Source organism: Roseomonas elaeocarpi, assembly GCF_042433915.1.
GTDB lineage: Bacteria > Pseudomonadota > Alphaproteobacteria > Acetobacterales > Acetobacteraceae > Roseomonas > Roseomonas elaeocarpi.
Window position 1 is genome coordinate 277,292 of record NZ_JBHLUN010000008.1, and the last position, 23,604, is coordinate 300,895.

Genomic DNA, 23,604 nt, shown 5'->3' on the forward strand with positions numbered 1-23,604 from the left:
CGCGGCTCTAAGGAACCCAGCGCATCTCCATCAGCGAGAAGGACTCGTTGGCGGTCGGCTGGAAGCGCACCGGCCTGCGGGCGGCAAACATCACCACGTCTTGGAACAACGGCACCGCCGGCACGTCGGCGTGAATCTTTTCCAGCGCCGTGCGATAGGCCGCCTGGCGCGCGCCCTCATCCAGCGTGTTGCGGCCGGTCTCCAGCAATCGGTCCACCGCCGGGTCGCTGTACTTCGCCCACTGGCTGGAAGAGTGGAACAGCGGGAACAGCGTCCCGTCCGCGTCCTGACAGCCGCAGGACCAGCGGAAATAGGAGGCCTGCCCCGCCTCGTCCGGGCGGCCCTGCCGCAGGCGCAGGTAGTTCGCCGCGTCCACCGTGCTGATCTTCGCGTCGAAGCCGACATCCACCAGCATCTGCTGCAGGGCCTGCACGATGCGCTGGTCGAAGACCGGCGAGGTCAGGAAGCTGATCGCGGTTCCCGGCGCCACCCCGGCCTCGCGCAGCATGGCGCGTGCCTTGTCGGGGTCGTAGCCGTAGGCCGGCAGGTCGGTGAAGCCGAAGCTCGCCGGCGTCAGCGGCACGTTGACCGGCTTGGCGTAGCCGCGCAGCAGCGCCTCGATGATGGTGTCGCGGTCGATGGCGTGGGCGATGGCCTCGCGCACCTTCGGGTCGCGCGTCGGCCCGTCCTGGGTGTTGAGCATCAGCAGCGTCACGCGCTCGGTCGGCGCCCAGAAGACCTGCATCGCCGCGTCGCTGCGGAGCTGGTCGGCATTGTCGGTGGACAGCAGCCGGGTGATGTCGGCACGGCCGGTGCGGACGTCGGCGATGCGCGTGGACTCATCCGGAACGGGGCGCATCTCGACGCGCGGGAATGGCGGCTTGCCGCGCCAGTAGGTGTCGTTGGCCGCCAGCTCCACCCGCACGCCCTGGGTGCGCGACACGAAGCGGTAGGGGCCGCTGCCCACCGGCTGGGCGTTGAAGTTGGCGCCCTCGCGCTCCACCACCGCCTTGGGCACGATCGACAGCTTGGTCAGCTGCGCCAGCAGCACCGGGTAGGCCGTGCGCGTGGTCAGCCGCACGGTGTGCGGCCCGGTGACCTCGGCCGCGGTGATCTGGTCGAACTGGCTGAGCTGCGGCGAGCGGAAGGCGGGGTCGGTGATACGGCGGACGCTGAAGACCACGTCCTCGGGTGTCAGCGGCGTGCCGTCCTGGAAGCGGATGTCGTCGCGTATCTCGAAGCTGATCTGCGTCGGCGAGTCGTAGTGCCAGGAGGTCGCCACCTGCGGCACGATCTTGCCCGACACGTCGCGCGCCAGGAGGTTGTCGAAAACGTTGCGGTACACCGCGTAGCTGTCGGGGTCCCATTGCAGGTGCGGGTCGAGCGAGGCGGGATCGGTGGCCAGGTCCACCACGAAGAGGTTCGCATCCGCCCGCGCCGGCGCCATCGGGGTGAGCGTGCCGAGCAGCAGGGCGGCGCCCAGCAGGGAACCCATTGAGCGACGCATGAACCCGTTCCTTGATCATGACGGTCGAGGATAGGCGCCGCCGCGCGCGGCTCACAAGCCGGCGGCCGGGGCGGGAAAGCCGCCGGTTCGCCTTACCATCTTACCATCTTACCATCTTACCATCTTACCATCTTACCATCTTACCATCTTACCATCTTACCATCTTACCATCTTACCATCTTACCATCTTACCATCTTACCATCTTACCATCTTACCATCTTACTTCCTTCCCCGGTTACGTCCTCACCGGGGCGGCCACCGTTCCGACGCGGCCAGGCAGGCCGGCCGCGGCAGATGACGCGGCACCCGGTGTGGCGAAAGGAAGCGCGACCTTACCGTGCCCATCGCGGCGCCGACGCGTTGGGTGTGGTGGCTGGCGAGTTCCCTCGGCGGGCAAGTTCGCGTGCCGGTCACGCTGCCGAATGAATCGTGCGGAACGGCAGGCGCCATCCGCAGGAACGACCGCCCGAGTCGGAAAGCTCGAGCCGGACGCAGCGCGCGAATGGCCGACATAAGAATATATTCTTATGTCATGCAGGTCGAGTTGTCAAGGCGGGAGCCGCCTTCACGGGCCTCGAAGCGCCGGGAATTGGCTGGCGTCATGGCTTCGAGTGCGGCGGTAGGCGGTATTCCGGGTGGGGAAAGTGCACCCTGGCGGGCGATGCTCCCGCGCCGATCGTTGCGCGGAGGAAGGGCCGCTCCGTGATGGCGGCGGGCGGGTGCCCGGCGTGGCAGTGGCCAGGCGGGGCGGCAGGCGCGGAGAAGTGCGCCGGAACCCGGGGCAGCGTGGTGGCCGCCCCAGGAAGGCCGCTCAGACAGCGCCGCGGCGCGCCACCATGCGGTAGATGATCAGCAGGATGATGGCGCCGATCACGGAGGCGATGAAGCCCGCGCCCTGGCCGGGCCCGTACCAACCGATGGCCTGTCCGAGGTAGGTCGCCACCACCGAGCCGACGATGCCCAGGATCGTGGTCACGATGAAGCCGCCGGGATCGCGGCCGGGCATCAGGAACTTGGCCACGAGGCCGACGATGAAGCCGATGATGATGGCCCAGATAATGGACATGGAAGGCTCTCCAGGTTCTTTCCGTCTTCGCAGCGCCAGGAGGCGGAAAAGGTTTCTTGTTCCGGACTGGCGCGGAGCGGGTCGTGGCTTTTCGGCCGCAGCCCGGGACCCGGGGGTTGCGCCACCCCCTGGGGACGGCGCGCCGCCCGCAGCCCCGCCCGGGGCCGATGCCCTGTTCCGCCGCTGCCGGCAGGGCGATGCGGACGGCCGCACGCCCCTGCCCCGCCCCCCCCCCTTTCGCGCTACACCACCCGTCTTCCCGCGCGCTACGCCGCCTTCTTCCCGCGCGCTACGCCGCCCGTCTTCCCGCGCGCTATGCCGCGACGCCTAGGTGCCGCAGCGCGCCTTCCGCGGCGGCGAGGCCGGTGCTGAAGCAGGCCTGCAGCAGGTAGCCGCCGGTGGGCGCTTCCCAGTCCAGCATCTCGCCCGCCACGAAGGTGCCGGAACAGCGGCGCAGGGCGAAACCCTCGTCCACCTCGTCCCAGAGGATGCCGCCGGCCGAGGAGATCGCCCGCTCGATCGACGGGATGCCGGTGAGGCGCAGCGGCAGGGCCTTGATCAGTCCGGCCAACTGGTCGGGCTCGTTCAGGGCCGCGGCGTTGCCCCCCGTGGCCTCGCGCAGCAGCGCCACGGCCACCGGCGGCATGGCGGCGGCGCGGCGGAGGAAGTTCGACAGCGACTGCGCCCGGCGCGGGGCGGAAAGGCGCCGGCGCAGCTCCTCGCGCGACAGGTCGGGGCGGAGGTCCAGCGTCGGGCGCGCTTCGCCCTCGGCCGCGATGCGGTCGCGGATCGGGGCCGACAGGGCGTAGATCACGCCGCCCTCGATGCCGCTGGCGGTGACCACCGCCTCGCCGCGGACAGTGCGACCGTCCAGCGTCAGTGCCACGCGCTTGAGCGGCTCGCCCTCGGCGCGCTCGCGGAAGGCGGGGCTCCATTCGGCGGTGAAGCCGGTGTTGCTCGGGCGCAGCGGCGCGACCTCCACACCGCGCGCCCGCAGGATGGAAACCCAGTTGCCGTCGGAGCCCAGCCGCGGCCAGGAGGCACCGCCCAACGCCAGCACCGTGGCGTCCGGCCGCAGCGGGTGCGCACCGGCTTCGTCGCGCAGGATCAGCGCCCCGGTCTCGTCCCAGCCGTCCCAGCGGCAGCGGCGGCGAAGCTGCACGCCCAGTGTGTCGAGGCGTGCCAGCCAGGCGCGCAGCAGCGGCGCCGCCTTGAAGGCGGTGGGAAAGACCCGGCCGCTGCTGCCCACGAAGGTCGGCTCGCCCAGTTCCTCGCACCAGCGGCGCAGGGCCTCGGGGTCGAAGCGGCGGATCGCCGGTTCCAGACGGGCGCGCGCCGCGCCGTAGCGGTCGAGGAAGCGCTCGAGCGGCTCGGTATGCGTCAGGTTCAGCCCGCCGCGTCCGGCGATCAGCAGCTTGCGCGCCGGCGAGGGCATCCGCTCGACCACGGTCACGGCGCAGCCGGCGGCCGCGAGGCGCTCGGCCGCCATCAGCCCGGCGGGACCGGCGCCGATCACCGCCACGGTGGGCCGGTGCGCGGCCGCGCCGGAACCATCGCGAGCGGCAGCGGGTGGCAGCGGGGCGGCGTCGCCGGGCCCGGCCATCAGCGCGCCTTGTTCGCCGTCACAGCCCCAGCACGGCCCGTGCCTCGCCCACCACCTCGGCCAGCGCACCCGGCGCGAAGGGCGAAGCGAGGCCGGCGGAACGCACCAGCTCCCCGAAGGGCGCCGAGCCGCCGCGGCCGCAGAGTTCCACGTAGGTTTCCAGCGTACCGGCGTAGTCGCGGCGTGACTTCACCCAGAACTGCAGCGCGCAGCACAGGGCCAGCGTGTAGTCGATGTAGTAGAAGGGCGAGCGGTAGATGTGGTGCTTGGCCTGCCAGCGGCCGCCCTTCGCCGGGTAGGCGAGGTCGCCGTAGTCGGTCCAGGGCATGTAGCGCCGCTCCAGCCGCTGCCAGATCGCGTGGCGCTCCTCCGGCGTGGCCTCGGGGTTGGCATAGACCTCGTGCTGGAAGTGATCGACGCAGACGCCGTAGGGCAGGAAGGCCAGCGAGGTGATCAGGTGGAGGCGCCGGAAGCGGTCGGCGGCGCCGGGCTCCACCATCAGCTCCATCTGCGGCCAGGTGAGGAATTCGAGGCCCATGGAGTGGATCTCGGCCGCTTCCATGGTGGGCCAAAGGTAGTCGATGCCCGGCTGGTCGCGGCTTTCCCAGTTCTGGAAGGCGTGGCCCATCTCGTGCGTGAAGACGCCGATGTCGTGGTTGGTGCCGTTGAAGTTGGCGAAGATGAAGGGCACGCCCACGGTGGGAAACGAGGTGCAGAAGCCGCCGCCCGCCTTGCCCGCGCGGTTGGCGAGGTCGAGGAAGCCGCCGGCCTTCATCATGCGATAGAAATCGCCCAGGCGCGCGTCCATGTTGTTGAACATGGTCTGCGCGCGCTCCACCAGGATCGCTTCCTCGCCGGCCGGCTTGGCGTTGCCCAGCGGGTCCACCAGCGGCTCGTCCCAGAAGCGCAGCACGTCCCAGCCGTTCCCCGCCCGCTGCGCTTCCATGACGCGCGACACCAGCGGCACGACGTGGGTCGCGACCTCGTCACGGTAGCGCGCCACGTCGTCCGGGCCGTAGTCCACGCGGCGCATGTTGCGGTAGCCCAGCGGCGTGAAGCTGTTGTAGCCCAGCTTGCGCGCCATGCCGTGCCGCAGCCGCACCAGCCCGTCGTAAAGGCTGTCGAGCTCGGCGCCATTGTGCTCGAAGAAGCTCCAGCGCAGCGCCTCGGCCCGGTGGCGCGTGTCGCGGTCCAGGGATTCCGCGTAGGGGGCGAGGCCCGACAGGTTCACCGTCTTGCCGTCGATCTCGAAGCGCGCCGAGGCCAGCAGCTCGGTGTAGCGCGCCCCGAGGCGGGATTCTTCCTCGAGGTCGGCGGCGATCGCGGGCTCGAAGGTGGTGACGTCGGTTTCCCACAGCCGCACCGCGTGCGCGCCGGCGAGCTGCTCGACGCCCGCGCGGTCGGGCTCGGCCAGCAGGCGGCGCTTGAGCGCGATCTCGTGCTCGGTGGCCACGGGCGCCAGCGCGTCGGCGTATTCGCGGGCGGCCTTGCGGTCGGCATCGGTGGTGTCCTGCGAGAAGCGCAGGTGCACCAGCGCGCTCCAGCTGTCGTATTCGCGACGCAGGACGTCCCAGCGTTGCAGCGCCTCGGCACGGTTGCCCGTGCCGGGCTGGTCCAGCAGCGCGTTGATGGCGCCGTATCGCTCGGCCAGCGTTTCGCGCGTCGGTTGTTCCGCCGCGATGTCGTCGAACCGTAGCTGCGCCATGCTGCTGCTCCCACCGGGTGGCCGCGCGCCGCCCTCCCCTGCTTGCGAGGGGATACGGGGCGCGGCCGGCGCATTATGCCCCGGGATGGGGCCGGCGCCAAAAGGGCACCCGCCCCCTGCCACCCGCCCCTGCCACCCGCCCCGGCCGCCCGCCCTGGCCACCCGTCCTGGCCGCCGCGCCTCAGGCGGCGCGAGCCACCGGCTGCCGCATGCCGTCGAGGAAGCCGTCCACCGCCTGCCGCAGCGTGACCGACTGTTCCGACAGCAGCACCGCGGCGCGCTGCACCGTGGCGGCCTGCTCGCCCGCTTCCGCCGCGACCTCCTGCACCCCGGTGATGTTGCGGGTGGCATCGCCCGCACCCTGGGCCGCTTCCTGGACGTTGCGGGCGATCTCCTGCGTGGCGGCGCCCTGCTCCTCGATCGCGGCCGCGATGGAGGCGGAGTTGTTCTCGATCTCGCTGATCGTGCTCGCGATGGCCTGCATGGCAGCACTGGCCGCCTGGCTGCCGGACTGGATGGCGCCCACCTGGGCCGCGATCTCCTCGGTGGCCTTGGCGGTCTGCGCCGCGAGGTTCTTCACCTCCGACGCCACCACCGCGAAGCCCTTGCCCGCCTCGCCCGCGCGCGCCGCCTCGATCGTGGCGTTGAGCGCGAGGAGGTTGGTCTGGCCGGCGATGCGCTCCACCAGGCTGATGATCTGGCCGATCTGGTTCGCAACCCCCGCCAGCCCGACCATCGCGCTGCTGGTTTCCGCCGCCTGGGTGGAGGCCCGCCGGGTGATCGCGGTGGAGGCGCTGACCTGCCGGGTGATCTCGTTGATCGAGGCCGAAAGCTCCTCGGCCGCCGCGGCCACCATCTGGATGTTGCCCGAGGCGCTTTCCGCCCCCAGCGCGGCGCTGGTGGAACGCTCGGTGGTCAGGCGGACCGTGCCGCTCATGCCGTTGGCGCTTTCGCGCAGATCGGTGGCGGCGTTCTCGGCGGCCTCGACCACGCCCTTCACCTCGGCCTCCAGCTGGTCGGCCATGGCCAGCAGCCCCCGGCGGCGCGCTTCCTCGGCCTCGGCCGCCTGCGTCGCCTGTTCCGCTTCCATGGCCCGCATGCGCAGGCCGTTCTGCTTGAAGATCTCGACCGCGCGCGCCATCGCGCCGATCTCGTCGCGCCGGCGGGTATCGGGCACGTCGGCCGAAAGGTCGCCCTCGCTGAGGGTGCGCATGGTGCCGGTCAGCCGGGTGATGGGGCGGCTCAGGCTACGGCCGAACAGCCAGGCGGTCAGCAGCGCCGCCAGCACGGCCAGCAGCGACACCGTCAGGCCGATCCGCAGGGCACTCTGCGCCCCTTCCTTGGCGTCGTTGCCCGCCCGCGTGAACTGCTGGGCGATGTTGTCGATGGTGGCCAGCGTCGCCTGCACCATGGCCGCGCCGCCGTCGCGGCTCTCGTTCGTGACCTGCAGCACCAGCGAGGCGGCCTCGGCGAGGCCAGACGCCGCCGTGGCCGCGCGTTGCCCGTGGTTCAGCAGGGCTGCCATGGCGGCGTCGCTGCCGGCGGGCAGGCCGTCGCCTGCGCGCAGGGCCTCCAGCTCGCGCGTCACGCGCCCGGTTTCGGCCAGCAACACGTCACGGTCGCTGCCCGCCAGGCTGTCGTTGAAGCGGGCGGCCGCCCTCATCTCGGCCGCCAGGGCGCCGTTGAGGCGCAGCAGGCCGGGAAAGGCGCCGAAGGGCTCGTCCGCGGCGTTGCCCAGCAGCATGGTGGCGATGTTGTTGGCGGCGGTGGCCTGGGCGAAGAGCGTCCCGAACACCGTCTGCTGCTTCGCCACGGCCTGGGCGATGCGGTCGATGATGGCGGCGTAGCTGTCCATGCTCTGGCTCAGCTTCGCGACCAGCTGCGGATTTCCCTTGGCGAGCGGCACAAGGTCCTCGCGCGCGCCGGCGAAGATCTTGCGCAGGGCGAGGAGGTCGCGCGCGGCGCCGGTGCGCAGGTACACCGAGAAGGTGCGGCGAGCCTCGCCGATGTCGGTGTTGAGCTGCGCGGCCTGGCGCGACTGCTCGCTTGCCAGAAGAAGGTCGTCCACCTGCCGGCTCATCTCGACCATGCGCAGGTGATAGGTTCCCGCGGCGGCGCTGCTCAGCAGCAGCACTGCCGCGAAGCTCGCGTAAACCTTGGTGCGCAGGCTGCCGGCCAGGATCTTGGGCATAGTAGGCATCGCGGAAATCCTTAAGCGGCGGCGTTGCGGATGGTGTCGAGGCGCCCCTGGCCGAAGCGCGGGGCGAGCGAGGCGGTGAAGCCGGTCAGCGCCGCGGTGAAGGCGCCGCGGTCGACGTCGGCCGCCACGGTCATGCCCGCCTTGCGCAGGCGCTCGATGCCGTCGCGCTCGGCGGCCTCGGACACGTCGCGCGTCACCTGCGCCGCCTGGCGCGCGCCCTCGGTCAGCGCGGTGCGCGTCGCGGGCGACAGCCGGGCGGCGGTGCGTCCGGACAGCGCGAAGAGGCAGGAGGAATAAGCGTGGCCGGTGAGCGAGAGCGTCTTCTGCACCTCGAAGAAGCGCGACCCTTCCGCCACCGTGATCGGGTTTTCCTGCGCGGCGACCTGGCCGGAGGCGAGCGCGGTGTAGAGTTCCGGGAAGGGCAGCACCACGGGCTTGCCGCCCAGCACCGTGAAGCCGCCCGACAGCACGTCCGAGGCGGGGATGCGGATGGTCAGGTCGCGCAGGTCCGCGGGGCTGCGGATCGGCTGCGTCGACGTCATGTGGCGCATGCCGTTCTCGCCCCAGGCGAGGCCCACCACGCCCTTGGGCTCCAGCCAGCCGATCGCCTCGCGCCCGAGTGGCCCGTCCATCACCGCGCGGCCGTGCCGGGCGTCGCGGAACAGGAACATGGCGTCGAACAGGCTCATCATCGGCGCGATGCCGCTCAGGGCCGATACGTTGAGGATCGCGAGATCGATGCTGCCCAGCGTCAGCGCCTCGGTCAGTTCCGCCTCGCCGCCGGCGCTGCCGTAGAAGTAGGATTCCACCCGCAGGGGGGTGCCCAGCCTGCCGACCGCCTCGGTCAGCGCCGCGGCGCCGCGCCCGGTGGCGGAGTTCGGCGCGCCGGTGGTCGCCAGGCGAAGCACGGTGGTTTCCGCACGCAGCGCGGGCGCGCAGAGCACGGCCCCCATCCCACCCAACAACACTCTTCGCCGCATGCTCATGCTCCATACTGACAGAGCATCGGAGTGTCGGCGCAACGGTCTGTTATTCCGTTAAGAACGGCGCCCCTGCCCCTCGCCGCGTGCGGGGCACCCATGTCGGGGGACGGATGCGCAACGGCCGGGTTCGCCGGTCAGGCGTCGCCGTGCAGCGCGCCGCCGATCAGCGCCAGTCCCTCGGCCACCGACACGAACTCGCTGCCGCCCGCGACCTTGCCCGCGCCAAAGCGGCGGTCGAACAACGCGCGCACGGCGGGCACCAGCGAGGTGCCGCCGGTCAGGAAGACGCGGTCGATCTCGGCCTCGCGCAGGTTCGCGTCGAGGAGCGCGCGGTCGATCGTGGCATCGAACTGCGCGAGCTCGGGCGCGATCCAGCGCTCGAAGCTCGCGCGCGGGATGTTTTCGGCGAAGCGGAAGTCTTCGTGCTCGAAGCTGAGCACCGCCTCGTCGGCGCGCGACAGCGCCGCCTTGCAGCCCGACACCGCCTGATAAAGCGCGTAGCCGGCCTCGTCCTCGATGAAGCGGACGAGGTGTTCGAGGCGCTCGGGGTGCGAGGCGGTGCGCGCGACCTCATTGATCTCGCGCAGGGTGCGGGGGGCGCGCATCAGCGACAGCCGGTGCCAGCGCGCGAAGTTGCCGTACCAGCCGGGCGGCACGGGCAGGTCCTTGCCCATGATGCTGTAGCTGGTGTTCTTGCCTAGGCGGGGCGAGACCACGTTGTCGATGATGCGGTAGTCCAGCGCGTCGCCCGCCACGCCCACGCCGGCATGGCCCAGCGGGGTCACGCGGCGCGGCGGGCCGGGCTCGAAGCGCAGGATCGAGAAGTCGCTGGTGCCGCCGCCGAAGTCGCCCACCAGCACCGTGGCGGCGCCGTCCAGCGTGGAAGCGAAGCGGTAGCCGGCGGCCTCGGGCTCCATCGCGACGTGGATGTCGCGGAAGCCCGCGGCGCGGAAGCCGTCGCGCAGCCGCTGCTCGCCCAGCGCGTCGTCGGCCGTTTCCCCCACGAAGCGCACCGGGCGGCCGGCCACGAGGCGCGCGGCCGTGGGCAGGCCGCCGGCGGCGCCGAACAGCTCGCCCAGCAGGAGCGCCACGAGCTGTTCCAGTCCGTAGGAGCGGCCGAGCACGCGCGTTTCCGCCAGCGAGCGCTGCGCCAGGTAGCTCTTGATCGACATGATCAGCCGGCTGGCGAGCGGGTCCTCCAGGTAGGCCTCGATGGCCTCGGGCCCGGCGGCGTGGCGGGTGAGACCACGGCCCGAGGCGCCCTGTTCCTGCCAGAAGCACAGCACGGAGCGGAAGGTGTCGAACTCGGCCCTGCCCACGGCGTAGCGCGCGGTGGCCACGCTGCCGTCGGGCTGGAGGATGGCCACGACGCTGTTGGTGGTGCCGAAGTCGACGCCCACCACGGCGCGGTCGGGCGTGGCGGCAACGGGGCTGCGCGCCGGCGGCGTGGCCGCGGCGGGCGCGTCGGTCGGGGTCATTCGGGGGCGCTCCGGCGGCGGGAGGTGATGGGGGCGTGAGGCGGGGGGCGCGTCTTAGAGCCGCCCGGGGCGCCGAAGGCAAGATGGCTGGAGGCCGGGATGGTTGGAGCGCCGCCGCCGCGGGCGGCACGGTGCTGGAGGCCGGTGGCGCCGCGCGACGGGCAGGATGCCACCGCGCGGCAGGCGGGGCGTCGCCGCGCTGGGCTGGACTCGCCCTCAGCAGGGCCCGCCGGCGATCCAGCCGGCGATGCGCGGCTGGTAGGCGGCGAAGCCCGGCGGGGTGGAAACCTCGACCAGGGTGCGGTTGCCCTGGTCCAGGATCACCGAGCGGCCGGAATAGCCGCCCGGGTTGGGGTTCAGCGTGACGTAGCGGAACTCGGTGCGCAGCGGCTCCGAGGTCGGCACCACCTGCGTGGCGCGGGACCGGAACTCGCCCGTGCCGTCCCAGCAGCGCCGGCTGTTCTCGAGCACCGTGGTGTAGGCCTGCGGGAAGGGCTGTTGCAGCACCAGCGTCGCGTGCGCGGCGCCGGGTTCGTCGAAGCTGTCGGCGGATTGCGGCATCGTGGCGCAGCCGGAACACAGCAGCAGGGCGGCGGCGGGCAGCGGCAGCAGGCGCATGGGAAACCTCGCTCTCGGTGGCCCGGCATCGCGGCGGGGCGGCTTCTTCGGGCAGGCAAGGCCGCAGGCGGGCGTTGGTTGCACCGGCCGCCGTGCGCGGGCCTTCCCCTGGACCGCCATCCCTGGGGTGCCTGGCCGGAAGCCCGCCGGGTTGCCCGGTGATGCGCCCGCTGCAGCACCGGCGGCCGGCCCCTCGGCGCGTGCCGCGGCTTAACGCCGTGCCTCGCCCGGCGGGGCGCCGTCTCGTGTCACGCTCCGAAGTGTCCGGCGGCCCGGGCTCAGCGCAGGAGGCCCGAGGGCGGCGGCCGGTCCGAGAACCGCACCGGCGCAACCATGGTGTAGGTTTCGCGGTCCTGAAATAGGAAGGCGGGTGGCGTTGGCAGGGGCGCCGTCGCCAGCACCGCGGTCAGCGCCGCGCCGTCAAAGAGCGCCGCGCCGGAACTCCGCTCGATCTGCGGCGTGTAGATCTGCCCGGCCCGGTTGAACGTGAACCGGACCATGGCCGGCATCTCGGGCGCGGGCGTCGGCCGCTCCGGGTCGCGGGGGAAGTAGGCCTTGCTGCGGAGCTTTTCGCTGACGCCGGCCGACCAGCGCGCCATCTCGGCCCGCTGTTCCGCGGTCCAGGGACTGCCGGAGGCTGCGCAGGCAGCAGGCAGGGTCAGGGCCGCCAGCAGCCAGGCACGGCGCGCAACAGGCTTCACGTCGATTCTCCCGGTGGCATCGGCCACGGTTCCGGATAGCGCGGCGCGGGCCCGGCGGGTACCGCCCGGTTTCCGGGTCATGGCGAGGCGGACCGGACCTCCGGGTACATCGGGCGGAAGGGCACCGACGGCCGGCTTGCTGCGCCTCCGGGCGCGGTGCCATGCTCGCGCTCCCGTATCCGGAGCCTTGCATGAGCCGCACCCTTCGCGTCGTGACCCTGTGGGTGCTTCTGCCCCTCACCCTCGCGGCCACGGGCTGCGCCAGCCGCGAGGAGCGCATGTCCACCAGGGCCCGCAAGACCTGCGTGGACAACGGCTACGGCCTGGGCACGGCGGCCTTCAACGAGTGCTTCAGCACCGCCTACGGCGCCAACATGGGCGTGCCGCTCGGCAGCACCGTCCGCATGGGGCAGCCGCAGCAGTAGGCGCGGGCGCGGGAGGAGCCTTCCCGCAAATCCGCCCCACCTTCGTGCCCTGGCCGGGTCCGGGGCGGAGGCGATGCGAGGCGCGGCAGAACCGTACCGGCCCCGCGTGATCGGCCGGTGCCGCCGAGGCCCGGCGACCGAGCCCGGCTTCCGCCGCCGGCCATCCGAAGACCCGTCCGCCAGAACAATCTCCGGCGCCATCATCCGGGAACGGCCACCTGGGAACCGCCACCCGGGAATCATCGCTCGGGCACCATGCGGAGGCATCGCGCGGGGAAAACTGTGCCGGACAGCGTGAACGCGCGAGGCGATGCGCCGTTATCAGCAGAGCCGCCACGCTTCGGGCCTCCGGTTTCCGACCCGGGACAATCCGCCAGGACAGGAAACCCGACTTCGAAGTGAAAAGAAGTCGCGGGTATCGCTTCACTCAATACCGTATCAGGCGGTATATCGTTCTGCTGACCACAACTTAAGATGGTATTCGGAGGGCGAACGGATGACCGGGATACCGACTGAGTTCCGGACCACGCAGGACATCCTGGAAGATGGCGTAACCCTGATCCTGTTCAGCGAGGGGGATCAGGTTCTGGCGGAAGTCATCGGCCCCGGGAATCACGAGGACGCGGTGATGGAGATGCCGGCGGCGATCGGCTTCGCCTGCGGCCGCCTCGGCGCGGGCGACGGGCTGGCCATCCTGGATGACGAAGCCCTTTGGCAGGCGCACTGGGGCAGGCTGCTCGACGAGAAGCCGGCGCTGAGCCCCGGTCAGGTCTAGGCTTTCCGCCGGGCCGGACCCGGCGTCAGCCCGGGCGGCCGAGCCGCCATTGATGGCGCCCGGTCCGCAGGACGTCGCCGCGACGTTCGGCGGGCGCGAGCGTGCGCAGCAGCGCGCTCTTGCGCAGGCCGGTCATCTCCGAGAATTCCGCCAGGCTCAGCGGCAGGTCGTGACCCTGGAGCTGGATCAGAACCAGGCTGAGCCGCTCCGATGCCTCCGCATGGTCCGAACAGGCCATCTTTCGCGTCGGCACGCTCTCCGGGATCATCAATAGAAGTATTACCTTGAAGGCTGGGGAGCGTGCATCGTTGCTTAGCCTAGGTGAGCGCACAAGGTAGGGTCAAGCGAGTGGCCATCACGGCACCCGCTGGCACGGGCAATCCCACGGCAACCACGTCACGGCTCGAGAACAGCACGACATCCGGTTTTTAGCCCCCTCGCGGCCGGTCCACGGCGCGCGTGACATCCCATGGCTGATCGTGGGGCTCCGGGCAGGGCGCCACGCATCGCCGCCTCGGGTCGGCCGCGCTCGTCAGCATCTTCAACAAAACAGGAGGGTCGCTAAACCCTAGGTTGCAACGATCTATTCTCCGGATAATTCTTTCTGACAGAACCATTCGGATCATATCCGAAGGGTGCGGGAAACGGCGACCGGGCCGTGACGGGAAAAACCCGCGCGACGCGGTCTTCCGGTGGGCGCGGGGCCTTCCGGGGAAAGCATCTGGGGAGATCGACCATTGGGCACTCCGTTAAACGTTAATGCCCTTTCGACCACGACCGTGGACACCTCGGGCGACTACAACGTTTCGCTGGGCATCGGCTCCTCCATCGTGGTGGGGCGGGACGCGGGCACGCCAACGGGAGACCCGGTCTCGGTGACCTTCGACACCGTGTCCGCCACGGCCCTGGCCTCGGTCACGGTGCAGCACGGCACGCTGGAGGTCGACGGCATCCTCGGCCTGAGCGCCCTGACCAGCTACACGATCGGCGACGGCGGGCACCTGGTTCTGTCGGACACCCTGGGGGCGAGCCTCCTGTCCCCCATCAACTTCGACGGGACGGGTGGGATCCTGACGCTGGATTCCGACCTTGCCCTGAGTGTCGGCAGCGGCATCACGGGCTTCGGGACCGGCGACGTCATCTCGTTCAGCGACGTGCCGGCCGCCACGAGCGTGAGCTACAGCAACGGCCAGATCACCCTCTACAACGGCAGCGCGGAGGTGGCCCAGGTCGCCGTGTCGGGCGACTTCGACGCCACGGGCCTCGGCTTCCAGTCCGACGGGCAGGGCGGGATCAGCGTCGGCCTGGGCCTGGGCAATGGGGGCGGGCGCGCCGACGACGTGTTCACCACGGGCCTGCATGACGAGTACATCGTCGCGCGCACGCCGCTGGGGCAGCTCTACCTCCAGGATGAGATCGCGGGCCGCGACCAGACGCAGACGATCTCGGACGGCCACTTCATCCTGTTCGCCGACGGCGTCGGGCGCTTCGACGCCAGCGGCACGGCCGAGGAGGTCGCGCACCTCTACAAGGCGGCCTTCGACCGCACCCCCGATGCCGGCGGCCTCGACTACTGGACCGGGCAGATCGAGAGCGGCGCGATGAGCGAGAACGGCGTCGCCGCCGCCTTCACCGGCTCGGCCGAGTTCCAGGCCGCCTATGCCGGGCAGGACAATACCGGCTTCGTGTCGCAGCTTTACGAGAACGTGCTGGGCCGCGCCGGCGATGCCGCGGGCATAGCGTATTGGGCGCAGCAGCTCAGCAACGGGGCGACGCAGGCCGACGTGCTGCAGGGCTTCTCCCACAGCTTCGAGAACGTCCAGAACAGCCTGTCCTTCACCGGCGACGAGCAGTTCGGCGAAGCCTACCGCCTGTACGAGGCCGCGCTGAACCGCGCCCCCGAGACCTCCGGCCTCAGCTACTGGTACAACCGGCTGGAAGGCGGCGACGCGCTGAGCAACGTCGCGCAGGGCTTCATCGCCTCGGCGGAGTTCAACAGCAACTACGGCAACCTGGGCAACAGCGACTTCGTGGACCAGCTCTACCAGAACGTCCTCGGGCGCGCGGCCGATCAGGCCGGGCACGACTTCTGGACCAGCGCGCTGGACAACGGGGAAACGCGGGCCGACGTGCTGATAGGGTTCTCGGACAGCCTCGAGAACCGCGTGCAGACGGCCGATGCCACGCACGACAACTGGATCTTCCTGGGCACCGCCTGAACTGGGCACCGCCTGAACGATCCGCGCCGGGGGGCGCGGCTGCCGGGTCGGGGAGCGGTCTTCCCGGCCCGGCGGCTGGTCCGCCCGGCCTCGCCTGCCGCCGGTCAGGGAAAGCCCGTGCCGGTGGCGCCTTCACCCGATCGCGCCCTACCGGGTCACGCCTCGTCCCGTGTCTCGCCCGACACAGCTTGTCCCAACGGGCCCGCTCCGGTCACGACCTACTCGGTGGCGTGGCCGAAATCGGAGGTTTCGCGCCCGGGGCCGGTGCGGGCCCCGCGCCGCAGCGCGGCCTGCACCCGGTCGATCAGCTCGGTGCGCTTGTAGGGCTTGCCCAGCACCTCCAGCCCGCCCGGCCGCGGCCCATCGAGCGACATCTCGTCGTTGTAGCCGGTGGTCAGCAGCACCGGCACGCTGGGGTCGCGCTCGCGCAGCCATTCCGCCAGCACCAGCCCGTTCGCGCCGCCCGGCATCAGCACGTCCGAGAAAACGAGGCGGAAGGGATCCTCGCCCGAGCGCGCTTCCTCGAAGCGCCGCAGGGCTTCCTCGGCATCATGGGCGACCACCACGCGGTAGCCGGTGTCGATCAGCGCCTCGCGCGCCATCTCGGCGATCTCGTGGCTGTCGTCCACCACCAGGATCAGCGGCGGCGCGGCCGGGTCCACCGCGTGGGACGGGTATCCCGGTGCCTCGGCCTGGGGACTGGCTTCCTCCTCCGCCGGCATCTGCGGAAAGATCATCCGCACGGTGGTGCCGCGCCCGGGCTCGCTCTCGATCTCGAGCCGGCCGCCGGACTGCTGCACGAAGCCGTGCGCCATGGCCAGGCCCAGCCCGGTGCCCTGGCCGGTGCCCTTGGTGGTGAAGAACGGCTCGGTCGCGCGCGCCAGGATGTGCGGCGCCATGCCCGTGCCCTCGTCGGTCACCGACAGCACCACGTAGTCGCCGGGCTCCAGCTGGCGCGCCGCGGCGTCGCCGTTCAGGTGCAGCGCCTGGGTGGCGACCGTGATGGCGCCGCCCTCGGGCGAGGCGTCGCGGGCGTTCACCACGATGTTGAGCAGCGCCATCTCCAGGTGGTTGGCGTCCAGCCGCACCAGCGGCAGCCGGCGCCGGAGATGGAGCGACAGCTCGGCCTTCTGGCCCACCGAGGTTTCCAGCAGCTCCCCGAAGGAGTTCACGAGCTGGCTGAGGTCCACGCCCCTGGGCTCCAGCCGGGTGCGGCGGGCGAAAGCCAGCAGCTGGCGCGTCAGCTTGGCGCCGCGTTCGGAGGCGGCGACGGCCGCGGCGTGGTGGCGCGCGAAGGCCTGGTCGTCGTAGCGCTTGACCTTGAGGCGGTCGAGGCTGCCGTTGACGATGTGCAGGAGGTTGTTGAAGTCGTGCGCGAGGCCGGCGGTGAGCTGGCCGATCGCCTCCATTTTCTGCGCCTGCCGGAGCGACTGCTCGCTTTCGCGCCGCTTCGACACGTCGAGCTGGCTGGCGAAGAAGTAGATCAGCTCGCCGCCCTGGTCGAACACCGGCCCCATGAAGATGGCGTTCCAGAACGGCGTCCCGTCGCGGCGGTAGTTCAGGATCTCCAGCGCGATCGGGCGCCGTTCGCGGATGGCGTCGCGCAGCTGGGTCACGGAGGACGGGTCGGTGCCGGCGCCCTGCAGGAAGCGGCAGTTGCGGTTGAGCACCTCCGCTTCCTCGTAGCCGGTGAGGTCGAGAAAGGCGTTGTTGGCGAAGACGATGGGGCAGTCGTCCTGGCGGGGGTCGGCCAGGATCATCGGCATGCGCGTCATCTCGACGGCCGCGAAGAACACCCCTCCCCGCTCGCTCAGGCTGGGATCGACGATGTTGGCCTGTCGCCAGTGATGGAGGCCCGGCCTGCCCAACGGCTCCAGAGCCCCCTGATCGGCGGTGCCCGCCGCCGGGACGCCCGTGGCAGCCGCGTCGTCGTCCGGCAGGGGGGATGGGGAGTCTTCAGACAAGGCTCTGGCGCGCTTTCGTGTCTCGAGGGTGCTGTGCCACAGGATCCCTGGGCGGCGCCACTGAACCGAAGCACCCTAACATAGGATGGAACCGCCAGATAAGGCTGCCAGCCGCGCAGTCCATGGCTGGCGAGGCCCCGTTGCCGAAGCTGTGACCGGGGGCAGGGTTTTTGCGGCGGCCGCGGTGGGCTTCGGCAGCGCCCCACGGGCCCGGGCAGGATCATGTCGGTCCTGAGCGGGAGGATGCCGGGGGTGGCGCGGCGTCGCGCGCCGGACGGGTCGGAAGCGTGTCGCGGCTTCCTTCATGCGCGAGTTCCGGCTGCTGCACCGGGACAAGCCTGAAGCAACCGACTGACCAGATGATGTGACCGGGAAGTGCTGGTGGCCGGCAAAACATCGCCCAGGCCGTTGATCCGGATGGTAGCGGCGGACGGATTTGAACCGCCGACCAAGGGATTATGATTCCCCTGCTCTACCGCTGAGCTACGCCGCCATCCGGTGGGCGCGGATTAGGCCGCCGCGCCACCCCTGTCAACGCCACCGGCAAGGATTGCACCCTCCGGCACAGCGTCGCGCGCGGCGGCCCGGCGGATGAAGCCGCCGCCCAGCACGCGGTCGCCGTGGTAGAGCACCAGCGCCTGACCGGGGGCCGCGATCACGGGCTCCTCGGGGGTGACGTGCAGCAGGCCGGTGGCGGCATCCCAGCGCGCCGAGACGGGCTGCGGCACCTCGCGGGCGCGGAACTTGGCCTCGGCGCGGAAGCTGCCTTCGGGCGGGGCGATCAGCCAGTTGGTGTCACCGGCCACGACCTCGGCGCGCGGCACGCTGGCGCGGGGCCCGACCACGACGCGGCGGCGGCCGGCATCGAGCGCCGCGACGAAGAGCGGCTCGCCGCCGTCGCGCGACGCCTCGCCCAGGCCGCGCCCCTGCCCCACGGTGTAGCGCGCGAGGCCGGCGTGGCGGCCCAGCACGCGGCCGTCGAGGTGGACGATCTCGCCGGGCTCCGCGGCCTCGGGGCGCAGCTTCGCCACCGTCTCGTGGTAGCGGCCGGCGGGCACGAAGCAGATGTCCTGACTGTCGGGCTTCTCGGCCACGTCGAGGCCGAGGCGCACGGCCTCGCGCCGCACCGCCGCCTTGTCGGGCATGTCGCCCAGCGGAAAGCGCGAGAAAGCGAGTTGTTCGGCGGTGGTGGCGAACAGAAAGTAGCTCTGGTCGCGCGCCGGGTCGGCCGCGCGGTGCAACTCGGCGCCGTGCGGACCGTCCACGCGGCGGGCGTAGTGGCCGGTGGCCATGGCCTCGCAGCCCAGGTCGCGCGCCAGTGCCACGAGGTCGTTGAACTTCACCGTCTGGTTGCAGCGCACGCAGGGGATCGGCGTTTCGCCGCGCGCGTAGCTGTCGGCGAAGTCGCCGATCACCGCGTCGCGGAAACGCGACTCACGGTCGAGGACGTAGTGCGCGAAGCCCAGCCGGTCGGCCACGTCGCGCGCGTCGTGGATGTCCTGGCCGGCGCAGCAGGCGCCCTTTCGCGACACCGCCGCGCCGTGGTCATACAGCTGCAGCGTCGCGCCGATCACCTCGTGCCCGCGCTCGTGCAGCAGCCCCGCCACCACGGAACTGTCGACGCCGCCCGACATGGCGACAAGGATGCGCATCAGCCGATCCCTTCCGGCAGGGGGGCGGTGCCGTCACCGCCCCTCAGGGTGAAGTGCTCAGCCACCCGAGCCCTTCGGCAGCTTCACGACCAGGCCGTCCAGCGCCTCGGTGATCACGATCTGGCAGCCCAGGCGCGAGGTTTCCTGCAGGTCGAAGGCGAGGTCGAGCATGTCCTCCTCGTCCTCGGTGGGGGTCAGCAGCTTGGGGAACCAGGCGCTGTCCACGATCACGTGGCAGGTGGCGCAGGCCAGGCTGCCCTCGCAGGCGCCTTCGAGGTCGAGGCCGTTGCGGTGGGCGATCTCGAGCACGGACAGGCCCAGCGGCGCGTCCACTTCGCGACGCGTGCCGTTCTGCTCGATAAACGTCATCTTCGGCATCACGCCGCTCCTTGCTCGGATGTCTCGCGGGACAGGGTGGCCTTCCAGGCCCGCGCGAGCACGGCAGCCGCCTGATCCACTTCGGCGGGCGAGGTAAAGCGACCGATGCCCAGGCGCAAGGTCGCGCGTGCGTCGCGCTCCTCCAGCCCGATGGCGCGCAGCACGTAGGAGGGCTCGACCTCGGCCGAGGAACAGGCCGATCCGGTGGAGACGCAGAGCTCCGGCGCCGCGGCGATGATCGCCTGCGCGTCCGTGTCGCCGGGGAAGGTGAGGTTGAGGTTGCCGGCCACGCGCCGCGCCGGGTCCCCGTTCACCCGCAGGCCCGGCACGGCGGCGCGAAGGCGCCCGAGCAGGCGGTCGCGCTGCTCGGCGATGCGGGCGGTGTCCAGCGGGCCTTCGCGGCGGGCGATGCGCGCGGCCTCGCCGAAGCCCACCACCAGCGGCGCCGCCAGCGTGCCGGAACGCAGGCCCCGCTCCTGCCCGCCACCCGAGAACAAGGGCTGGAGGCGCACCCGGGGACGGCGGCGGACGTAAAGGGCGCCGATGCCCTTGGGGCCGTAGATCTTGTGCGCGCTCAGCGACAGGAGGTCGATGTTGTCGCGCTCCACGTCCAGCACGACGCGACCGGCGGCCTGGGCGGCGTCGGTGTGGAAGATCGCGCCGGCGGCCTTCGCCACCGCGGACAGGGCCGCGAGGTCCTGCACCACGCCGATCTCGTTGTTCACCGCCATGACGCTGACGAGCAGCGTCCGGTCGTCCACCGCCGCGGCCAGCACCGCCGGATCGAGCAGCCCGTCGGCGCCGACCGGCAGGATCACCGGCTCGAACCCTTCGGCCGCGAGGTCGCGCACGCTTTCCAGCACGCACTTGTGCTCGGTGGCGACGGTGACGATGCGCCGCCGCCCGGAGCCTTGGGAGGCCGCGAAGCGGGCGGCGCCCTTGATGGCGATGTTGTTGCTCTCGGTGGCGCCCGAGGTCAGCACGATCTCGCGCGGGGAGGCGCCGATCAGCGCGGCGACGGCGGCGCGGGCGTCTTCCACCGCTTCCGCGGCGGCGCGGCCCAGCGCGTGCTCGACACTGGCGGGGTTGGCGAAGTTTTCCTCCCACCACGGGCGCATCGCCGCCAGCACGCGGGGATCGACCGGCGTGGTGGCGTGGTTGTCCAGGTAGATCGGGCGGTTCGCGGGCGGCACGCTCATGCGGCGGATGTGGCCCTGACCTCGTTGCGCTGCGAGAGCGTCCCGCGCATGGCGGCATAGGCCTGGGCGAAACGCTCCGGCGCGTCGTCGGGGGTGTTCCAGGGCAGCGAGACCCGGATGGCGCAGCCCGCCGCCTCGCCCAGCCCCATGGCCGCCAGCACCGCCGAGCGCGCCACCTTGCCCGAGGAACAGGCGGAGCCGGCGGACACCCGCACGCCCAGGAGGTCGAGCGCGATCACCTGGGTTTCGGCGGGGATGCCCGGCAGGACGAGGTTGGTGGTGTTGGGCAGGCGCGGCGCCGCGGCCCCGGCGGCGAAGCCGGCGCGATTCGCGATCAGGTCCGCCGAAGCGCCGGCGCCCGACGCATTGCCCAGCACCAACGCCTCGATCCGGTCGCGCAGGGCGGCCAGGCGGGTGGCGGCGGCCGGATCGGCCGCCAGGGCCGCGGCGCCGAGGCCGGCGATGGCGGGCAGCGCCTCGGTGCCGCCGCGCCGGCCGCGCTCCTGCCCGCCGCCGACCGTCACCGGCAGCAGGTGCAGGCCGGGGCGCAGGATCAGCGCGCCCGCGCCCTTGGGCCCGCCCAGCTTGTGCCCCGACACCGCCAGGCTGTCGGCGCCCAATGCGCGCAGCGACACCGGGATGCGCCCGGCCGCCTGGGTGGCGTCGACGTGGAGGATCGCCCCGTGCCGGTGGCAGATCGCCGCGGCCTCCGCGACCGGGTTGAGGACGCCGGTCTCGTTGTTGGCCAGCATCAGGCAGACCAGCGCCGGCGGGCCATCCCGCAGCACGGCGTCCAGCGCCGCGAGGTCGATCTCGCCCGTGGGCAGCACGGGCAGCCGCGCCTCTTCCGGCACGGCGGCCAGCACCGCCGGGTGCTCGGTGGAGCCGGCCAGCACGCGGCGGCCGGGCTGGGCGGCGTTGTCGGACGCGACGGCGCCCGGTGCGCCCTGGGGCACGGCCAGGCCCGCCATGGCCAGCGCGTCGGCCTCGGTGCCACCGGAGGTGAAGATCACATCCGCCGGAGCGGCGTCGAAGCGGGCGGCGAGCTGCCGGCGCGCGGCTTCCAGCACGCGACGCGCGGCGCGCCCTTCGGCATGCACCGAGGACGGGTTGCCCACGAGGTCCATCGCCTCGATCGCCGCGGCACGGGCCTCGGGGCGCAGTGGCTCGGTGGCATTGGCGTCGAGGTAGAGCGGGGTCACGGCGCCCTCCGCCGGGTGGGCCGCGGCGCGGCACCCGGTGAGGCGGCGGCGGTCCCGGCGTTGCGTCGCCGGGCCGGGGCCGGTGTTCTGCCCGCGTCGTGCGAGGCATGGGCCGCCGGCGCCTCGGCACCCGGCGGGGTGCCGTGGTGGCCCGGGGCGCCCGGGCCCTGAAACTGGTCGAGGGGATGGCCCTGCGGGTGGTCGGGCGCGTGGTCCGGGGAACGGGCCGGGGGCAGGCTCGGCGGCAGGGCGCGGCCCCGGACCTCGTCGCGCACCACGTCGGCCAGGGTGACGCCGCCCAGGAACAGCCGGATCTGCGCGCCGAGTTCTTCCCACAGGGCATGGGTGGCGCAGGGGCGGCCGGCGAGGCAGCCCTCGCCCGCCTCGCAGCGGGTGGCGACCATGGGCTCGTCCACCGCCTCGATGATGCTGGCCACCGGGGTTTCCCCGTCCGGCCGCGCGAGGCGGTAGCCGCCGCCGGGTCCGCGCGCCGATTCCACCAGCCCCGCCCGCCGAAGGCAGCCGAAGAGCTGCTCCAGGTAAGCGGGCGAGAGCGACTGCGCGGCCGCGATCTCGGCCAGGCTGACGGGGCGCGCGGGTCCCGGCGCGGCGCCGCGCGAGCGCGTCACCATCTCCACCATCGCCATCACCGCGTAGCGTCCGCGCGAGGAAAGGCGCACCTTGTCAGTGCTCCCCGCAGCGGGAATGTGCGCTGCGGAACGGTATGCAGGACGCGCGCGAATGGCTGGCTTTATGCTGGGGCATAGGGCCCATGCCATGATTCCGTTATGAAATTGTGCGACGCTTCCCTATATTGCCCTTCGCACCGGACGTCGTAAGCCCCGTCCGGACAGCACTGACACGACGAGACGATCGGAGCAGGTTCCGGAGCATGCAGGCACCGCGTGGCCCCCTCGGGAAAACCCAGGGGTGGCATCCGCCGCTGCCCGCCATGCAGGTTGTCCCGTGAATGCGAAATTCTCGGCCCGGCTTGCCGGACCGCCGAATCATGGGCTTTGGCTCGGGATGTGCCTCGGCACACCCCCAAAGGAAGTGGACACCAGGGGACGATGCCTGAAGTGATGTTCGCCGGCCCGGACGGCCGGCTGGAGGGTCGTTATCACCACTCCAAGCGCCCGAACTCCCCGGTTGCCCTGATCCTCCATCCGCACCCGCTGCACGGCGGCACCATGAACAACCGCGTGGTGCACAGCCTCTACGGCCGCTTCCAGGCGATGGGCTTCTCGACGCTGCGCTTCAACTTCCGCGGCGTCGGCAAGAGCCAGGGCCGCTACGACGGCGGCATCGGCGAGATCTCGGACGCGGCGGCCGCGCTGGACTTCCTCCAGGCGGTGAACCCGGCGGCGCCGATGCTGTGGGTCGCGGGCTACTCGTTTGGCGCCTACGTGGGCATGCAGTTGCTGATGCGGCGCCCCGAGATGGGCGGCTTCGTGAGCATCTCGGCGCCCGCCAGCCACTACGACTTCGGCTTCCTGGCTCCCTGCCCCTGCTCCGGCCTGATCCTGCACGGCGCGAGCGACGAGCTCGTGCCCGAGCCGTCGGTGCGTAAGCTGGTGGACAAGCTGAACACCCAGAAGGGCGTGACGATCGACTACCGCGTCATGGAAAATGCGGGTCACGTCTTCACGCCGGAACAGTGCGAGCGCGTGGCGGACGCCACCGAGGACCACGTGATGTCGGTGCTCAACCGCTCGCGCATGGCGATGGCGGCGGACTGACGCCTCCGCCCGGCCGTTCCGCCGGGCGCCTGGCCGATCACCCGAAGGCCGGTTCCCGATGGGGGCCGGCCTTCGTGATTCCTGGGGGATGCGGCGCCCGGGGGCGCAGTCCGGGGAGCGCAGTCCGGGGAACGCATCTCCGGAGGCACATTTCCCGGCAGACCATGCCGGGACGCGGCGCGGCCTTCC

General features: G+C 71.8%; 20 protein-coding genes and 1 tRNA gene. 4 read left to right on the forward strand and 17 right to left on the reverse strand.

Annotated features, from left to right (window positions below; all coding sequences use genetic code 11):
- Window positions 1-7: 7 nt before the first annotated feature.
- The 9 genes from ACFFGY_RS12745 to ACFFGY_RS12785 form a co-directional block, all read right to left on the reverse strand.
- Window positions 8-1,507, reverse strand: coding sequence for an ABC transporter substrate-binding protein (locus ACFFGY_RS12745; RefSeq protein WP_377044872.1), 1,500 nt, complete (start codon window positions 1,505-1,507; stop codon window positions 8-10).
- Between the two features lie 812 nt (window positions 1,508-2,319).
- The gene (locus ACFFGY_RS12750) at window positions 2,320-2,574 is read right to left on the reverse strand and encodes a GlsB/YeaQ/YmgE family stress response membrane protein (RefSeq protein ID WP_377044873.1); all 255 of its coding nucleotides are present in this window, start codon (window positions 2,572-2,574) and stop codon (window positions 2,320-2,322) included.
- 313 nt (window positions 2,575-2,887) lie between these two features.
- On the reverse strand, window positions 2,888-4,177 hold the full coding sequence (locus ACFFGY_RS12755; RefSeq protein WP_377044874.1) for a BaiN/RdsA family NAD(P)/FAD-dependent oxidoreductase: 1,290 nt from the start codon (window positions 4,175-4,177) through the stop codon (window positions 2,888-2,890).
- Between the two features lie 19 nt (window positions 4,178-4,196).
- The gene (locus tag ACFFGY_RS12760) at window positions 4,197-5,882 is read right to left on the reverse strand and encodes a M3 family oligoendopeptidase (RefSeq protein WP_377044875.1); all 1,686 of its coding nucleotides are present in this window, start codon (window positions 5,880-5,882) and stop codon (window positions 4,197-4,199) included.
- 181 nt (window positions 5,883-6,063) lie between these two features.
- Entirely contained in the window at window positions 6,064-8,082 is a 2,019-nt protein-coding gene (locus ACFFGY_RS12765) for a methyl-accepting chemotaxis protein (RefSeq protein ID WP_377044876.1), read from the reverse strand.
- 11 nt (window positions 8,083-8,093) lie between these two features.
- Complete coding sequence (locus ACFFGY_RS12770) at window positions 8,094-9,026, reverse strand: TRAP transporter substrate-binding protein (protein WP_377044877.1); 933 nt, start codon at window positions 9,024-9,026, stop codon at window positions 8,094-8,096.
- 173 nt (window positions 9,027-9,199) lie between these two features.
- Window positions 9,200-10,543: an Hsp70 family protein gene (locus tag ACFFGY_RS12775; RefSeq protein WP_377044878.1), complete on the reverse strand. Its 1,344-nt coding sequence runs from the start codon at window positions 10,541-10,543 to the stop codon at window positions 9,200-9,202.
- 216 nt (window positions 10,544-10,759) lie between these two features.
- A complete protein-coding gene (locus ACFFGY_RS12780) occupies window positions 10,760-11,161 on the reverse strand; it encodes a hypothetical protein (protein ID WP_377044879.1) in 402 nt (133 codons plus the stop codon).
- Window positions 11,162-11,439: 278 nt separating this feature from the next.
- The gene (locus ACFFGY_RS12785; RefSeq protein WP_377044880.1) at window positions 11,440-11,862 is read right to left on the reverse strand and encodes a TonB family protein; all 423 of its coding nucleotides are present in this window, start codon (window positions 11,860-11,862) and stop codon (window positions 11,440-11,442) included.
- 191 nt (window positions 11,863-12,053) lie between these two features.
- Between ACFFGY_RS12785 and ACFFGY_RS12790 the strand changes: the two genes are divergently transcribed.
- Together ACFFGY_RS12790 and ACFFGY_RS12795 are read left to right on the forward strand one after the other, a co-directional pair.
- A complete protein-coding gene (locus ACFFGY_RS12790) occupies window positions 12,054-12,287 on the forward strand; it encodes a hypothetical protein (RefSeq protein ID WP_377044881.1) in 234 nt (77 codons plus the stop codon).
- 496 nt (window positions 12,288-12,783) lie between these two features.
- On the forward strand, window positions 12,784-13,062 hold the full coding sequence (locus ACFFGY_RS12795; protein WP_377044882.1) for a hypothetical protein: 279 nt from the start codon (window positions 12,784-12,786) through the stop codon (window positions 13,060-13,062).
- Window positions 13,063-13,087: 25 nt separating this feature from the next.
- Here ACFFGY_RS12795 and ACFFGY_RS12800 read toward each other — a convergent pair whose 3' ends face one another.
- Window positions 13,088-13,330, reverse strand: coding sequence for a hypothetical protein (locus ACFFGY_RS12800; RefSeq protein ID WP_377044883.1), 243 nt, complete (start codon window positions 13,328-13,330; stop codon window positions 13,088-13,090).
- A 469-nt stretch (window positions 13,331-13,799) separates the two neighbouring features.
- Here ACFFGY_RS12800 and ACFFGY_RS12805 point away from each other — a divergent pair, with 469 nt between their 5' ends.
- Complete coding sequence (locus ACFFGY_RS12805; RefSeq protein ID WP_377044884.1) at window positions 13,800-15,281, forward strand: DUF4214 domain-containing protein; 1,482 nt, start codon at window positions 13,800-13,802, stop codon at window positions 15,279-15,281.
- Window positions 15,282-15,499: 218 nt separating this feature from the next.
- Here the strand turns inward: ACFFGY_RS12805 and ACFFGY_RS12810 are convergent, their stop codons facing one another.
- The 7 genes from ACFFGY_RS12810 to ACFFGY_RS12840 form a co-directional block, all read right to left on the reverse strand.
- Window positions 15,500-17,245: an ATP-binding protein gene (locus ACFFGY_RS12810; protein ID WP_377044885.1), complete on the reverse strand. Its 1,746-nt coding sequence runs from the start codon at window positions 17,243-17,245 to the stop codon at window positions 15,500-15,502.
- Window positions 17,246-17,663: 418 nt separating this feature from the next.
- Window positions 17,664-17,738: transfer RNA gene (locus tag ACFFGY_RS12815), tRNA-Met, on the reverse strand.
- A gap of 16 nt (window positions 17,739-17,754) precedes the next feature.
- Window positions 17,755-18,897, reverse strand: coding sequence for a tRNA 2-thiouridine(34) synthase MnmA (gene mnmA, locus ACFFGY_RS12820; RefSeq protein WP_377044886.1), 1,143 nt, complete (start codon window positions 18,895-18,897; stop codon window positions 17,755-17,757).
- Window positions 18,898-18,954: 57 nt separating this feature from the next.
- Window positions 18,955-19,275 carry a ferredoxin family 2Fe-2S iron-sulfur cluster binding protein gene (locus tag ACFFGY_RS12825; protein ID WP_377044887.1) on the reverse strand — a complete coding sequence of 107 codons (321 nt, stop codon included), beginning with the start codon at window positions 19,273-19,275 and terminating at the stop codon, window positions 18,955-18,957.
- Complete coding sequence (locus ACFFGY_RS12830) at window positions 19,275-20,474, reverse strand: cysteine desulfurase family protein (RefSeq protein WP_377044888.1); 1,200 nt, start codon at window positions 20,472-20,474, stop codon at window positions 19,275-19,277. Before ACFFGY_RS12830 ends, ACFFGY_RS12825 begins: the two co-directional genes overlap by 1 nt.
- Window positions 20,471-21,676: a cysteine desulfurase family protein gene (locus ACFFGY_RS12835; RefSeq protein ID WP_377044889.1), complete on the reverse strand. Its 1,206-nt coding sequence runs from the start codon at window positions 21,674-21,676 to the stop codon at window positions 20,471-20,473. Before ACFFGY_RS12835 ends, ACFFGY_RS12830 begins: the two co-directional genes overlap by 4 nt.
- Entirely contained in the window at window positions 21,673-22,356 is a 684-nt protein-coding gene (locus ACFFGY_RS12840) for an Rrf2 family transcriptional regulator (RefSeq protein WP_456316164.1), read from the reverse strand. The genes ACFFGY_RS12835 and ACFFGY_RS12840 overlap by 4 nt, the downstream gene beginning before the upstream one ends.
- Window positions 22,357-22,746: 390 nt before the next feature.
- Between ACFFGY_RS12840 and ACFFGY_RS12845 the strand changes: the two genes are divergently transcribed.
- Window positions 22,747-23,415 (forward strand): alpha/beta hydrolase, encoded by a 669-nt coding sequence (locus ACFFGY_RS12845; RefSeq protein WP_377044890.1) that lies wholly within the window; start codon window positions 22,747-22,749, stop codon window positions 23,413-23,415.
- The last annotated feature ends 189 nt before the right edge of the window (window positions 23,416-23,604 follow it).